This window comes from Streptomyces sp. NBC_01546 (assembly GCF_045208355.1).
Lineage (GTDB): Bacteria > Actinomycetota > Actinomycetes > Streptomycetales > Streptomycetaceae > Streptomyces.
Window position 1 is genome coordinate 713,286 of the sequence record NZ_CP109379.1, and the last position, 14,370, is coordinate 727,655.

At 74.3% G+C, this 14,370-nt stretch carries 11 protein-coding genes and 1 pseudogene; 6 read left to right on the top strand and 6 right to left on the bottom strand.

Annotation, left to right across the window (positions count from 1 at the left end; translation table 11 throughout):
* Positions 1–182 precede the first annotated feature (182 nt).
* Positions 183–620 carry a hypothetical protein gene (locus tag OHA89_RS03670; protein WP_266612817.1) on the bottom strand — a complete coding sequence of 146 codons (438 nt, stop codon included), beginning with the start codon at positions 618–620 and terminating at the stop codon, positions 183–185.
* 479 nt (positions 621–1,099) lie between these two features.
* On the opposite strand from OHA89_RS03670, the gene fusA reads away from it, so the two are divergent.
* From fusA to OHA89_RS03700, 6 genes are all read left to right on the top strand, one after another.
* Positions 1,100–3,181 carry an elongation factor G gene (gene fusA / locus OHA89_RS03675; RefSeq protein ID WP_266612818.1) on the top strand — a complete coding sequence of 694 codons (2,082 nt, stop codon included), beginning with the start codon at positions 1,100–1,102 and terminating at the stop codon, positions 3,179–3,181.
* Between the two features lie 131 nt (positions 3,182–3,312).
* Positions 3,313–3,855, top strand: coding sequence for an FABP family protein (locus OHA89_RS03680; protein WP_215140470.1), 543 nt, complete (start codon positions 3,313–3,315; stop codon positions 3,853–3,855).
* A gap of 133 nt (positions 3,856–3,988) precedes the next feature.
* On the top strand, positions 3,989–4,789 hold the full coding sequence (locus OHA89_RS03685; protein WP_406365199.1) for a polysaccharide deacetylase family protein: 801 nt from the start codon (positions 3,989–3,991) through the stop codon (positions 4,787–4,789).
* Positions 4,790–4,840: 51 nt separating this feature from the next.
* Positions 4,841–5,344, top strand: coding sequence for an FBP domain-containing protein (locus OHA89_RS03690; protein WP_266612821.1), 504 nt, complete (start codon positions 4,841–4,843; stop codon positions 5,342–5,344).
* On the top strand, positions 5,341–5,832 hold the full coding sequence (locus OHA89_RS03695; RefSeq protein WP_266612823.1) for a hypothetical protein: 492 nt from the start codon (positions 5,341–5,343) through the stop codon (positions 5,830–5,832). The genes OHA89_RS03690 and OHA89_RS03695 overlap by 4 nt, the downstream gene beginning before the upstream one ends.
* A gap of 76 nt (positions 5,833–5,908) precedes the next feature.
* Complete coding sequence (locus OHA89_RS03700) at positions 5,909–7,279, top strand: MFS transporter (protein WP_406365201.1); 1,371 nt, start codon at positions 5,909–5,911, stop codon at positions 7,277–7,279.
* On the opposite strand, the gene OHA89_RS03705 is transcribed toward OHA89_RS03700, so the two are convergent.
* From OHA89_RS03705 to OHA89_RS03725, 5 genes and pseudogenes are all read right to left on the bottom strand, one after another.
* Positions 7,254–9,347 (bottom strand): SpoIIE family protein phosphatase, encoded by a 2,094-nt coding sequence (locus OHA89_RS03705; RefSeq protein ID WP_257552766.1) that lies wholly within the window; start codon positions 9,345–9,347, stop codon positions 7,254–7,256. The two genes, OHA89_RS03700 and OHA89_RS03705, sit on opposite strands and share 26 nt — an antisense overlap.
* Positions 9,348–9,478: 131 nt before the next feature.
* Complete coding sequence (locus OHA89_RS03710; RefSeq protein WP_406365203.1) at positions 9,479–11,596, bottom strand: xanthine dehydrogenase family protein molybdopterin-binding subunit; 2,118 nt, start codon at positions 11,594–11,596, stop codon at positions 9,479–9,481.
* Between the two features lie 8 nt (positions 11,597–11,604).
* The gene (locus tag OHA89_RS03715) at positions 11,605–12,621 is read right to left on the bottom strand and encodes a xanthine dehydrogenase family protein subunit M (RefSeq protein ID WP_266612831.1); all 1,017 of its coding nucleotides are present in this window, start codon (positions 12,619–12,621) and stop codon (positions 11,605–11,607) included.
* Positions 12,618–13,271 carry a (2Fe-2S)-binding protein gene (locus OHA89_RS03720; protein WP_406365205.1) on the bottom strand — a complete coding sequence of 218 codons (654 nt, stop codon included), beginning with the start codon at positions 13,269–13,271 and terminating at the stop codon, positions 12,618–12,620. The genes OHA89_RS03715 and OHA89_RS03720 overlap by 4 nt, the downstream gene beginning before the upstream one ends.
* Positions 13,272–13,383: 112 nt before the next feature.
* Positions 13,384–14,369 (bottom strand): annotated as a pseudogene (locus tag OHA89_RS03725) (NAD-dependent epimerase/dehydratase family protein).
* Position 14,370: the final 1 nt, after the last annotated feature.

The following is a 14,370-nucleotide window of genomic DNA, read 5'->3' on the forward strand; positions in this document are numbered from 1 at the left end:
CGCACTCCCGGAACGACGCGTGCCCCTCCCTCGATTGCATCGTACGGCGCAACATCATGCGGTGCGTGCGTAACCCATTGCGCGGCGGATCGTTTCTCCAGACGTCGCACATACACACTCGCGTCCCCCGCGGTGTACGCGGCCCAGGGTCCGGGGAGAACCATCACTCCCCGGGCCCTCGGTCATACCGCCCTCACGGTGCCGTTGCGCCCTACGTTTTCACCCTCCGGCGCACCCGCCGGGGCGGGCGCCGGGGAACCGGCGCGCTCCATCGCCTCCCGTACGGTCGCGGCCACGCGATCGCAGTGCGGTCCGCTGACGACGATCCGGGCGAAGCGCGACGGGGGCCGCAGGTCGGCGTGCACGACACCGTGGTGCCGGTGCCGGATCGCGACGAAGTCCACGCCCGTGGCGTGCTCCCACAGCCCCAGGCACAGCGCGCCGGGAATCAGCGTGCCCCGCGCCCGTACGCCGCGCAGCGGTCGCCACCAGTCCGCCGTGGCGCCCACGTCGGCCACGGACGCCAGGGGAACGCGCACATCGCCGTGCCGGGCCAGCGGCCGCTCCCACCACGCCGTTCGGACCACCAGATCGTCTCCGTCGACATACAACCGTGCCATGTCACACCTCATGCGGCCTGAGGATCGGCGAGCCGTCCGCCCGCCCTTGTGTTCCCTGCACCCCTCCGATGCCTCTCTCCAATATGCGCGCATGCGCCCCGTCCGCGAGGCCGCGGAAAATACGGTGCCCCGGCGCGGCCCCGTTCCCTACACTCGCCACACGCGCTGCCGACAGAGCGGCGCGTGTCTCATGCCGAGTGAAGAGAAGGGGAGCCGGGCCATGTGCGTTCACCGCACCGCAGACGCCTTCGCTGCCCCGTCCCGGTACGACGTGATCCCGGTGTCTCACGCCTGACGGTGCCGGCTGCGCGGCCGCCACTGTTCACCCGTGACGCATCCTCAGTTCCCGCTCCCTCCCCTCCCCTGCCCTTGCCGCGCCCGTACGGGCCTTGTTCCGGGCGGGGCGGGCGAGGCGGGCACGGCACCGCCGTCCGGGAATCGCGCCGCCCTTCTCCTCATCACTCGAAAGGCCTCGGGCCATGCGCACCAACCGGCGATCTCACGCCACCGTTTCCCCCGCCACCACCGTCCGGAACCTGGGCATCCTCGCCCACGTCGACGCCGGCAAGACCACGATCACCGAGCGCATCCTGTTCGCGACCGGTGCCATCCACAAGCGGGGCGAGGTCCACGACGGGACGACCGTCACCGACTTCGACGCCCAGGAACGCGACCGCGGCATCACCATCTTCGCCGCGGCCGTCAGCTGCACCTGGGACGGACATCGCGTCAATCTGATCGACACCCCCGGCCATGTCGACTTCTCCGACGAGGTCGAACGCTCCCTGCGGGTGCTGGACGGGGCCGTCGCGGTGTTCGACGCCGTGGCCGGAGTCGAACCGCAGAGCGAGTCGGTGTGGCGGCAAGCCGACCGGCACGGTGTGCCGCGGATCGCGTTCGTCAACAAGCTGGACCGGGCGGGCGCCGATCTCGACACGGCGGTCACCTCGATCCGCGAGCGGCTGGGCGCCGTACCGCTGGTGGTCCAACTGCCCATCGGAACGGAGGACGCGTTCACCGGCGTCGTCGACCTGCTCGGGATGCGCTCGCTGATCTGGCGCGCCGGCTCCGACACGTACGAGACGGGGCCGGTCCCCGAGTCGCTGCGCGAGGAAGCCGGCCGGCGCCGCCGCCTGCTCGAGGAGACGGTGGCCGAACTCCACGCGGACGCATTGGAGGAGTTCTGCACGACCTCGGCGCTGACCGGACAGACCCTCGCCCACGCCCTGCGGGAGCTGACCCTGCGCGGGGACGGGGTCGTGGTGCTGTGCGGCTCGGCGTACAAGAACCGGGGTGTCGAGCCGCTGCTCGACGCGGTCCTCGCGTACCTGCCGTCGCCCGCCGACATGCCGCCGGTGCGCGGGACGGCGGACGGCGCGGAGGTGGAACGCGCACCCGACCCGGCCGAGCCGTTCGCGGCCCTCGCCTTCAAGGTGACGGCGACACCGACCGGGCGGCTCACCCACCTGCGGGTCTACGCGGGCACGCTCCGCAAGGGCGAGTCCGTACTGGACGCAGGTACGGGCCGTACGGAACGGGTGGGCAGGATCCTGCGGGTGCAGGCCGACCGGCACGAGGAACGGGAGGAGGCGGTGGCCGGTGACATCGTCGCCGTGATCGGGGTGAAGGCCGCCCGGGCCGGTACGACGCTGTGCGCGCCGGGGGCGCCGCTGCTCCTCGAACCGCCGTCGGTGGCCGAACCGGTGGTGTCGGTGGCCGTCGAGGCCCGTCGCAGCAGCGACACGGGACGGCTCTCGTCGGCCCTGGCCCGGCTCGCCGAGGAGGACCCTTCCCTGGTGGTGCGGTCCGACGCGGAGACCGGCCAGACCGTGCTGTCGGGGCTGGGCGAACTCCATCTGGAGGTCGCCGTGGAGAAGATCCGCAGCGGCCACGGGGTGGAGGTCGTCGTCGGGCGTCCGCAGGTCTCCTACCGGGAGACCGTCGTACGCGGGGTGACCGGCCTGGTCTACCGGCACGTCAAACAGGACGGCGGTGCGGGGCAGTTCGCGCACGTCGTCATCGATGTCGAGCCGTTGGCACAGGAGGCGACGGGCTTCGAGTTCCGGTCGGCGGTCGTCGGCGGCCGCGTGCCGCAGGAGTACGCGCGGGCCGTGGAGGCCGGCTGCCGGGACGCCCTCGCCGAGGGTCCCCTCGGCGGGTTCCCGGTGACGGGGCTGCGGGTCACGCTCACCGACGGGGCGACCCACTCCAAGGACTCCTCGGAGCTGGCGTTCCGGGCGGCGGGCCGGTTCGCGCTGCGCGAGGCGCTGCGCCTGAGCACGGTGGAGCTCCTGGAGCCGGTCGTGGAGGTCACGGTGACCGTCCCGGAGGACGGTGTGGGCGCGGTCCTGGGCGATCTCGCGGCCCGCCGCGGCCGGGTCTCGGGATCCACGTCCCAGTCCGGGACCGCGGTGATCACGGCGGCCGTTCCGCTGGGCGAGCTCTTCGGCTACGCGTCCCGGCTGCGCGGCCGTACGCAGGGCCGGGGTACGTTCACGACCCGCCAGGCCGGCCTCGCGCCGGTCCCGCCCTCGGTCGCGGGGACCCTCCTGACCCGGTGAACCGCCGGACCGGGAACCCCGGATCCGGACCGCCCCGCCCCCCGCAACGGGGGCGGGGCTCTCACCGGAACGGTGCGGACACCCCCTAGGCTTCGTGTCCCGGGGTATCCGTCGACAGGCAAGGTGCGCACATGTTTGAGTCGCCGCAGGAGAATCCGTACCCGGACAGCCATGTCCTCGGCGAGGGACCCGAACCGCACCCGCTGCTGCGGCCGGTGCTGCCGCTGCTGGGGCGCTGGCACGGCCGGGGCCGGGGCGAGTACCCGACCCTGGAGCAGGACTTCCGGTACGAGCAGGAGATCACCTTCAGCCACGACGGGCGCCCCTTCCTGCGCTACGAGGCACGCGCGTGGCTGATCGACGCCTCGGGGGCCCCGGTGCGCCCGGCGAGTCGGGAGGCCGGGTGGTGGCGGGTGACGCCCGACGCGTCCCTGGAAGTCGTACTCGCCCATCCGACCGGCATCGTCGAGACGTACGTCGGGCGGGTGTCCGAAACGGAGATCGAGATCGAGACCAAGGACGTGGCGCTGACCCCCTTGGCCAAGGAGGTCACCGGCACCCGGCGCCACTACGCCCTTCAGGGTGCGGAGATGACGGTCACCCAGGACATGGCGGCGGTGGGGCAGCCGCTGCAACACCACCTCACGGCCCACCTGCGCCGGCGCCCCTCCTGACCTCACCCGGGGCACCACCCGGGTGAGGTCACCCGGGTGCCCGGCACGGTGTGCCCGGCGGCCGGGTCCTCCCTCTCGCATAGTCGAGGTACGCCGTGGCCGCCACGGCGCCGTGCCGGAGGGATGGACCGTGGTGGATTCTGGACGACGCGCTGCGATGACCGCGCTGCTGGCCGCGGGCCTGGCCCCGGGCGCGGGTACGGGCGTCGCGGAGGCAGCGACCGCACCGGCACTGGCGCCGGCCGGGCCGGCGTCCGCGCGGGGCCCGCGCCCGCCCGTGGAGCTGCTCGGCGCCGAGATCCGCCGGTTGCCCACGTCCCGCAAGGTCGTGGCGCTCACCTTCAACGCCGCGTGGGACGTGAGCGGGGTGGACACGGTGCTGGGCGAACTGCGCCGCCGGAAGCTGCCCGCCACCTTCTTTCCGACGGGCGAGTTCGCCGACGCCCATCCCGCGGCCGTGCGTGCCATGGGCGCGGCGCACGGCCTGGGCAACCACTCGTACAGCCACCCCCACTTCCGCGACCTGAGCACCGCGGAGCGGGCGGAGGAAGTGCGCCGGGCCGATACGGCGATCCGCGCGGCGTCCGGGACCGAGCCGCTGCCGTTCTTCCGTTTCCCCTACAGCGCCACGAGCGAGGACTCGGTCGCCGACGTCAACGACCTCGGCTACGCGGCGATCGAGTTCACCGCCGACACCAACGGCTACCTGGGCCCGGCGGGCGGCATGACGGTGGACAAGGCGGTCAAGCGCGCCGCCGACGCCCTCGCTCCCGGCGCGATCGTCCAGATGCACGTGGGCAGCACCGGGGACGGCATCGTCCTCGACGCCCAGGCCCTCCCCCGGATCATCGACGCGGCCGAGGACGCCGGCTACGAGGTCATCGACCTCCGCCGGTTCCTCGTCGAGGGCCGGGCCGTCGAGCCAGGACATTGAGCCGGGATATTGGGATGCGGGCAGGTCAGCGGGTGCGTAGGGTCGATGCACGTGGAACCACTCACTGAAAAGCAAATCCGCTCATCCTTCGTGAACTGCACCAAGGGCGAGGCGGCGCGGCTGCGGCTGCCGCTCGACTTCGCCGAACTGCCCTGGGAAGGCCTGGACTTCCTGGGGTGGGTGGATCCGGGGGCGCCGCTGCGGGCCCATCTCGTACTGCCCCGGGCGCAGGGTCCGATGGGGATTTCGCTGCGCGTGCCCTCGGTGGGCCGCACCAGCGCGGTGAAGTCCAGCCTGTGCCAGATCTGCCTGACCGGTCACGCGTCTTCCGGGGTCACCCTGCTCGCCGCGCCCTTGGCGGGCGCCCGCGGCCGGGACGGCAACACGGTCGGCATCTACGTCTGCGCGGACCTCGCCTGCCCCCTGTACGTGCGGGGCAAGCGCCAGCCGAAGCTGCGTGCCGGGCGGTACGAGGAGTCCCTGACCCTGGACGAGCGCCTCGCGCGCATGTCGGGCAACGTGGACGCGTTCGCGGCCAGGGTCGCCGCGGCGTGACCTTCGAGCAGGTCTTCACGTACGCGTGGAAGCACCACACGGGCAAGGGCTCCAGCGTCCTGTCCGTGGCCTACGAACCGGACGAGGCGGGCCGGCCGCGGCGCTGGCTGCTGTTGGCGGGGCTGCCCGATTTCAGTGAGCTGCTGGGCTTCGACGATGCCGCGCACGTGCGGGAGTTCGCGCTGGCGGTCCTCGAACTGCCGCTGACGGCGCGGGTCCACGAGCGGGACATCGAGCTGTACCAGGCCGGCGCGCGGGGGGACCGCCAAGCCACCCTGACGGTGGCCCGTGACCCCGCCGACGAGCTCCGCGCCTACTTCGCGTACCAGTCGTACTACGTCTTCCCCGACCGCGACGGACGGCCGGGCCCCGCCGGCCTGGGCCTGCAGGTCGTGTGCGACGACGTCGACGTGGCCCGGGCGCACGCCGAGGCGCGGGCCCTGCTCGCGGCACTGGACGAGGCCGGCCTCCCGGGGCAGCCCGCCTGACATGTGCACGTGATGCGCAGCAGCGGGACGAGCGGCTGGCAGTCGCCGTATCCGTCCTGATGGCTATCGTGATGTGGTGCTGTCCGTACTGCGCCACCGCACCTACCGGCGTCTGTTCACCGCTCAGGTCGTCGCCCTGGTCGGCACGGGGCTCGCGACCGTCGCGCTGAGCCTGCTGGCCTACGACATCGCCGGGGACGACGCCTCGGCCGTGCTGGGCACGGCCCTGGCGGTCAAGATGATCGCCTACGTCGGCATCGCCCCGCTGGCCGGCGCGCTCGCCGACCGGATCCCGCGGCGCACCCTGATGGCGGCGATGGACCTCACCCGCGCCGCGGTCGCCCTGGCCCTGCCGTTCGTCACCGAGATCTGGCAGATCCATCTCCTGATCTTCCTGCTCCAAGCGGCGTCGGCCGCCTTCACCCCCGTCTTCCAGGCGACGATCCCCGAGGTGCTGCCCGCCGAACGCGACTACACCCGGGCCCTGTCGATGTCCCGGCTCGCCTACGACCTGGAGAGCCTGTTCAGCCCGGCGCTGGCCGCCGCGCTGCTGACGCTGGTCTCCTACGACTGGCTCTTCACCGGCACCTCCCTCGGCTTCCTGGCCTCCGCCGCCCTCGTCGTCGCCACCGTGCTGCCCCGGCCCGCGCCCGTCGAGCGCACCGGCGGCGCCTACGCCAAGGCCGCCTTCGGCACCCGGCTGTTCTGGGCGACGCCCCGCCTGCGGGCCCTGCTCGCCCTCGACCTCGCGGTCGCCGCCGCCGGAGCCATCGTCTTCGTCGACACCGTCGTCCTGGTCCGGGGCCACTTCGGCCGCTCCGCGGGCGCCGTCTCCCTGGCCCTCGGCGCGTACGGCGCGGGGTCCATGCTGACCGCGCTGCTGTTGCCGCGTCTGCTGCGCCGGCGTCCGGACCGCGCCGTCATGCTCCCGGCCGCCTGCGCCCTTCCCGTGGTCCTGGCCGCCGTCGCCGCCCTCACCGCGACGGCGCCGGGCACCTGGTCCTGGTCCGCTGTCCTGGCGGGGTGGGCCGCGATCGGCGCGGCCTCCTCCGCCGTCCTCACGCCCGGCGGCCGTGTCATCCGCCGCTCCACCGCCGACCCGGACCTGCCCGCCGCGTTCGCCGCGCAGTTCTCGCTGTCCCACGGCTGCTGGCTGCTCACGTACCCCCTGGCGGGCTGGCTCGCCGCCTGGGCCGGGCTTCCTGTGACCGCGCTGGTCCTCGGCGCCGTGTCCCTGGCCGCCACCGGGGCGGCCGCCGCCGCCTGGCCCGCCCGCGACCCGTCCCGGATCGAGCACGTCCACCCCGACCTGCCCCCGGGCCACCCCCACCTCGCCGACGCGAGCCCGGCGGCGGGCGGCTGGCGGCACGGGCACCACTACGTCATCGACCGGCACCACCACCGCTGGCCGTCCGGCGGCCTCACAGGGGCTTCGCGCGGGCGATGACCAGTGCGACGTCGTCGTGGTCGTCCCGCCGGCGCAGGGTGTCCAGGAGCCTGTCGCAGGTCTCCTCCAGCGGGCGGCTGGTGTCGGCGAGCAGTCGCAGCAGGAGGTCCAGGCGCTCGTCGATGGGCTGGTCCCGGGTCTCGACCAGCCCGTCCGTGTACAGGACCAGCTGGTCTCCGGGCTCCATGCGCACGGAGGTGACCTCGAAGGGAACGCCTCCCACGCCCAGGGGCGTGCCGGTGGGCAGGTCGAGGAGCCTGGGAGCCCGGCCGGACCGGATCAGGACCGGGGGCAGGTGTCCGGCGACGGCGATGCGGCACTCCGCGCGGTGGGGGTCGTAGACGGCGTAGACGCAGGTGGCGATGGTTTCCTCGAGGGCGCTGGTGGTGCGGTCCAGCTGCTCGAGGACGCGGGTCGGGTCGAGGGACAGTTCGGCGAGGGTGCGGGTGGCGGTGCGCAGTTGTCCCATGCCTGCGGCGGCGTTGATGCCGCTGCCCATGACGTCTCCGACGACGAGGACGGTGGTGTCGTCCGGCTGGGCGATGGCGTCGAACCAGTCCCCGCCGATCTCGCTGGTGGCCGCGGCGGGCCGGTAGCGGTAGGCGACCTCGAGACCGGGCGTGGGCGGCGGGTGGTGCGGGAGGAGGTGGTGCTGGAGGGCGAGGGCGGTGTGGTGCGCGTTGCGGTACCAGCGGGCGTTGTCGATGCACACGGCGGCGCGGGCGGCCAGTTCTCCGGCCAGGATGATGTCGTCGTCGTCGAAGGGCCGCGGGTTGCGGGTGCGCTTGAGGTCGAGGGCGCCGAGGACTTCGCCGCGGGCGATGAGCGGCACGGCCAGGTACGAGCGCAGTCCGGCCCGGGCCAGGAGGGCGGCCGCGTCGTCGTCGCGGGCGATGCGCGAGATGTCCCGTGCGTGCACGTGGGCCACCAGTACGGGGTGGCCGGTCGTCACGGACTGGGTGACCAGCCGGTCCGCCTCGTAGCGGGCGATGTCGCCGGGCGGGTCGGCGGCGCGGACCGCCTCGCTGGGGTAGGCGGCCGCCACGGCCAGGGCCCGGAACACCGCCGGCTCGTGGGCGGACGACTTCAGGCTGGGCCGGCCCTCGAGGACGGAGTCGAGGATGTCGACCGCGGCGATGTCGGCGAGCTCGGGAACGACCACATCGGCGAGTTCGCGGGCGGTCTGTTCCAGATCGAGGGTGGTGCCGATGCGGACGGTGGCGTCCGCGATCAGGGCGAGGCGGCGGCGGCTGTGGGCGATCTCCTTGGCCGCCTGGTGACTCTGGGTGATGTCCACCACGGAGGTCGCGAGGCCGAGCACCCGCCCGGTGGCGTCCTCCAGCCGGTAGTAGGAGACCGACCAGGCGTGCTCGTGGTGCTGATCGCCCTGGGTGTGGCCTGCGGTGAACTGCTCGACCAGCGGCGTCCCCGTGGCGAGCACCTGGCGCATCGCCGACTCGACGGCCCCCGCGTCGTCGAGGAAGGACAGGGCATCGCGGACGCCCCGTCCGATGTGCTCGGCGGCCGGCAGCCCGTTGATGCGCTCCAGCGAGGGGTTGACCAGGACGTAGCGCAGCTCCGTGTCCAGGACCGCCAGCCCGATCGGGGACTGGGCGACCAGCCGGGCGGAGAGCGCCAGGTCCCGCTCCAGCCGGCGCAGGCGGGTACGGTCCGTGGCGATCCCGAGGGCGTAAAGGTCTCCGTGCTCGTCGAGCAGCCGCATGTTGCGGAATTCGACCAGGAGCGTGCTGCCGTCCTTGTGCCGTACGGGGAACGCCCCGGCCCAGTCCCCGGCGCCGCCCATGACCCTCGCGAACAGCTCCACGACCAGGTCCACGTGCTCGTCGGACGCCAGCAGGCGGGCGGCGGGCCGGCCGAGGGCCTCCTTCGCCGTCCATCCGAACAGTTGCTCGGCCTGCGGGCTCCACAGGGCGATCCGCCCCTGCGCGTCCAGAACGACCGCGGCGACGTTCAGGACGTCGAGCAGCCCGCTCGGCGGGGACACCCCGGGCACGGCGCGCCCGGCCGCCTCCGCCCGGCCTGCCCCGAAGGCTCCGGTCGCATCCATCCAAGGCGCTCCCTTCCGGCGCGGCTCCCTTCATGGTCCCTCCAAATCCGCCCTCCAGCCCTCCAGCGGTCAGGACGGAGTGGGTCACGGCGGGCGCACGGGACACGGCCCGCCCGGTAGGGAGCCCCTTCTCAGTGCAGCGCCGTGAGGACCCGCTCCGGGGTGAGGGGGAGGTCGCGCAGACGCCGGCCGGTGGCGTGGCACACGGCGTTGCCGATCGCGGCCGCCGTGCCGACGATGCCGATCTCTCCGATCCCCTTGCTGCCCATCGGGTTGAGGTGCTCGTCGTGCTCGTCGATCCATCCCACCTCGATGGCGGGCACGTCGGCGTTGACCGGCACGTGATAGGCCGCCAGGTCGTCCTCGGCGAAGCCGCCGTGGACGGGGTCGACCGTACTGCGTTCCGTCAGCGCCATGCCGATGCCCATCACCATCGCCCCGGTGAACTGGGAGCGGGCCAGCGCCGGGTTCAGGATGCGCCCGGCCGCGAAGACCCCGAGCAGGCGGCTCACGCGCACCTCGCCGGTGACGGTGTCGACCCGGACCTCGGCGAAGTGGGCACCGAACGCGTGGCGGGCGTACGGGGACTCCTGCCGGACCGCCTCCGTGGTGTCGGCCGATGCGGACAGGCCCTCTGCGGGCAGCCCGCCCCGGTGGCCCGCCAGCCGGGCGGCCAGGGCGGTGCAGGCCTCGTGCACGGCCCAGCCCCAGGAGGCGGTGCCGCAGGATCCGCCGGCGAGGGAGGCCCGGGGCAGGTCGGTGCGGCCGATGGCCACCGTCACGGAGTCCAGCGGGACCGCCAGGGCGTCGGCCGCCACCTGGGCGAGGACGGTACGGGCGCCGGTCCCGATGTCGGTGGCGTTGATCTCGACGAGGTGGCTGCCGTCGGGCCGCACGTGCACCCGGGCGGTCGAGGGCGCGATGTACACGGGATAGGTGGCCGAGGCGACTCCCACGCCGCGCAGGAACGGTCCGTCCTCTCGCGGAGTACGGGACGCGGCCCAGCCGAAGCGGGCCGCGCCCTCCTGGAGGCACTCCACGAGGTGCCGGCTGCTGAAGGGGCGGTCGGTGTCGGGTTCGAGGGCGGGCTCGTTGCGGATGCGCAGCTCGACCGGGTCCACTCCCAGTGCGTCGGCCAGCTCGTCCATGGCCGACTCCAGGGCGTACATGCCCGGCGCCTCGCCCGGGGCCCGCATCCAGGAGGGCGTGGGCACGTCCAGGGCGACGGCCCGGTGGAGGGTGCGGCTGTCCGGTACGGCGTACATGACGCGTGCGGGGACGGCCGCCTGCTCGACGAACTCCCTGACTCGGGACGTGTGCGTGGTGGCCTCGTGGGTGAGCGCGGTGAGCGTGCCGTCGGGGCGGGCACCCAGGCTGATCCGGTGGAGGGTCGGCGCGCGGTGTCCGACGACGGTGGGCAGGTGACGCCGGGGCAGGGCGAGTTGGACCGGTCGTCCGACGTGGCGGGCGGCCATGGCGGCCAGTACGACGTGCGGGCGCGGGGTGCCCTTGCAGCCGAATCCGCCGCCGACGTGCTCGCTGACGACCGTGACCCGCTCCTCCGGCAGGCCGAACAGCGAGGCCAGCGCCGTGCGGACGGCGCCCGCGCCCTGACTGGAGTCCCACACGGTCAGGTGCTCGCCGCCGGCGTCCCACTCGGCGGTGGCGGCGTGCGGTTCCATGGGGTGGTTGTGCAGGGGCGGGACCGTGTAGGCGCAGTCGACGCGTACCGGTGCGGCGGCGAGGGCCGCGTCCGGATCGCCGCGCTCCCGGAGGGCGGGATATCCGCCGTTGACCTCCTCGGGCGTGTAGGCGCCGGGATGGTCGGCGCGCAGGCCGCCGTCGTGTTCCTCGGTCGCGTAGCTGATCCGCACGGCTTCGGCGGCCGCCCGGGCCCCTTCGAGGGTCTCGGCGATCACCAGGGCCACGTACCAGCCGCGGTGCGGCACCTCGTGGTTCTGGAGCACCTGGAGGGTGGGGTCGTCCGAGGGGCCCAGGCGGGGCGCGTTGTCGGGGGTGAGGACGTCCAGTACGCCGGGGAGCTCCAGGCAGGGCCCGGTGTCCACGGCCGTGACGCGGCCGCGGGGTACTGCGGCGGGCACCGGCCAGGCGTGGACGCGGCCGCGCGGGCTGTGGTCGGTGGCGTAGCGGGCGGCGCCGGTCACCTTCTGGGAGCCTTCCGCGCGGACTGCGGAGGTGCCGAGGACGGTGTCCGGGCGTCCGGGTCGACGGTGGCGGTCGGGGCACATGGCTGCTCCTACGGGGTGCGGGGCTGTCCGTCCTGCGCGCGTCGGGCAAGTGTGGCGAGTGCGTCGCACGCGAGGTTGCTGGCGAGCGCGATCTTGTACGCGTTGTCGCGCAGGGGCCGGGCCTGGGCCAGTTCCGCCTCGACGGCCTCCCGCACCGCCTCGGCGGTCGGCTCGGCGCCGGTCAGCCGTGCCTCGGCCGTGGTGGCCCGCCAGGGCCGGTGGGCGAGGCCGCCGAAGGCGAGGGCGACCCGCCGTACGAGACGGCCGTCGGGGCCGAGGTCGAGTACGGCGGCCACCGAGGCCAGCGCGAAGGCGTAGGAGGCCCGCTCGCGGGCCTTGCGGTAGAGGGAGACGGCGCCCGGGGCGGCGGCGGGCAGCAGGACCGCGGTGACGATCTCGCCGTGCCGGATGACGGTGTCCTGCTCGGGCCGCTCACCGGGCAGCCGGTGGAAGGCGGCCGCGGGCACGGTCCGGGTGCCCTGCTCGCCGTGCAGCTCGACGTCGGCGTCGAGGGCGGCGAGGGCGACGGCCATGTCCGACGGGTGGGTGGCGATGCAGTGCTCGGAGTGTCCCAGTACGGCGTGGTCGCGGTGGACCGCGTCGCGGGCGGCGCAGCCGGAGCCCGGATCGCGCTTGTTGCAGGCGGTGGAGACGTCCTGGAAGTAGGGGCACCGGGTGCGCTGGAGCAGGTTGCCGCCGGTGGTGGCCACGTTGCGCAGCTGCCCCGACGCTCCCGCGAGCAGTGCCTGGGTGAGGGCCGGGTGGCGGGTGCGGACGAGGGGGTGGGCCGCCACATCGCTGTTGCGGGCCGTGCCGCCGATGCGGAGCGTGCCGCCGGGCAGCTCCTCGATGCCGTTCAGGGGCAGCCGTGCGAGGTCGACGAGGGTGCCCGGGCGCTCGACGCCCCGTTTCATGAGGTCCACGAGGTTGGTGCCGCCGGCGAGGTAGCGCGAGCCGGGCAGGCCGGCGTGGGCGGCCGTCGCCTCCTGGAGGGTGGTCGCACGCACGTAGGCGAAGGGTTTCACGCGATCACGTCCAGCACGGCGTCGACGATGCGGGGGTAGGCGCCGCAGCGGCAGAGGTTGCCGCTGAGCCGTTCCCGGATCTCCTCGGCGGTCAGCGGGACGGGGGCGGGATCGGCGAGGGTTTCGGCGGGTGTGGCGTGCGACGGGTGGCCGGCGGCGGCCTCCTCGATCGCCGCGACGGCGGAGCAGAGCTGGCCGGGTGTACAGAACCCGCACTGGAAGGCGTCCCGGTCGATGAAGGCCCGCTGGAGCGGGTGCAGGGCGCCGGAGGGGGCGGCGAGCCCCTCCACCGTGGTGACGTGCGCGCCGTCCTGCGCGACGGCGAGCAGCAGGCAGGCGTTCACCCGGCGCCCGTCGAGGAGCACGGTGCAGGCGCCGCACTGCCCGTGGTCGCACCCCTTCTTCGCGCCGGTCAGGCCGAGGTGCTCGCGCAGGGCGTCGAGCAGGGTGACGCGGTGGTCGAGCCGCAGGATGTGGTCCGTGCCGTTGACACGGAGCGTGACGGAGGAGGCAGGGGGCTCGGTTCCACTCGCCACCGCCGGCTCCCTTCGACTGGGTGGACGTCGCTGTAACACGTCGACTATCGCGCCCCGGGGCCGGTGGGCGCCGTGCCACGCGGAGGGCGGCCGCCCCGGAGGCCGATCTTCCATCGGTCGGCCCCGCCGGCGGCCGCCCGGGAGGCATGCACGCCGGGCGGCCGGGGTAGGCGCGCTGTACGGGGCGCGACCTGGCCACCAGGCTGCGACGGGGTCGCGCTCCGGCCTAGCCGAGCGCCGCCAGGAGTTCCCGCTCGCGCGCGGCGCTGAGGCCGGCTCGGCGGGGCCGGTCCAGGCCCGCCTCCGCTCCCAGGCCAGGGTGTCCGCCAGCAGCTCCGTCCGGGGCCGGTGGCGCAGGCCGGCCGCGCTCGCGGCGGCGCCGCTGCGCGCGCAGAAGCCGGCCCACTGCGGGTCGGCCATCCACATCGCGAGGGACTCCGGGCCCATGAACTCCCCCACCTGCTGTCCGCGCAGCCAGTCGCGGCCCGCCGGCACCACCGGTCCGGTGTGCCCGCCGATCTCCCTCGAGAGGGCGACCCATTCCCCGAAGGGCACCACCGGGCCGACCGCGTCGTAGGTGCCGGTCGTCCTCTTCTCCGCGCAGTCCAGCAGCCACGCCGCGAGGTCCCGTACGTCGACCGCCTGCGTCGGGACGTCCGGGGAGTCGGGCACCAACAGGGGCGCGAGCGGCTCCCGGGCCGCGCGGCCGACCCAGTACCCGGTGCGGCCGCTGTTGTCGCCGGGCCCGCCGATCAGTCCGGCCCGCGCGATGAGGAGCCGGTCGCCGAGCGCGGCCGTCGCGGCCCGCTCGCAGGCCACCTTGGCCTGCCCGTACTCCTCGCGGCCGAGCTCGTCACCCGCGGCCGCCGGCAGCAGTTCGGCCGTCTCGTCCTCGCCCGGCCGCGCCTGCGAGGCGTACGCGCTGACCGAGGAGACGTACGTCCAGTGGCCCGCCCGCGGGCCGAGCGCCGCCAGTGCGCCGCGTACGAAGCCGGGCTGCCAGGACACCTCCACCACGGCATCCCAGTCCCGGTCCGTGAGGCTCTCGTACGCCGTGGCCGCGCGCCGGTCGGCGGCCACCAGCGTGGCGCCCTCGGCGACTTCGCCGCTCTCGCCGCGGGCCAGGCACGTCACCCGGTGTCCGCGTGCCATGGCCTGCCGCGAGATCTCTCGACCCACCCATGCCGTTCCGCCCAGTACCAGGATCTCCATC

What these genes read in the sequence shown, in the direction of transcription:
- fusA (WP_266612818.1), top strand. Translation starts at nt 1,100, where the DNA reads ATGCGCACCAACCGGCGATCTCACGCCACCGTTTCCCCCGCCACCACC.
- OHA89_RS03680 (WP_215140470.1), top strand. Translation starts at nt 3,313, where the DNA reads ATGTTTGAGTCGCCGCAGGAGAATCCGTACCCGGACAGCCATGTCCTC.
- OHA89_RS03670 (WP_266612817.1), bottom strand. Translation starts at nt 620, where the DNA reads ATGGCACGGTTGTATGTCGACGGAGACGATCTGGTGGTCCGAACGGCG.
- OHA89_RS03710 (WP_406365203.1), bottom strand. Translation starts at nt 11,596, where the DNA reads ATGTGCCCCGACCGCCACCGTCGACCCGGACGCCCGGACACCGTCCTC.
- OHA89_RS03705 (WP_257552766.1), bottom strand. Translation starts at nt 9,347, where the DNA reads ATGGATGCGACCGGAGCCTTCGGGGCAGGCCGGGCGGAGGCGGCCGGG.
- OHA89_RS03720 (WP_406365205.1), bottom strand. Translation starts at nt 13,271, where the DNA reads ATGGAAGATCGGCCTCCGGGGCGGCCGCCCTCCGCGTGGCACGGCGCC.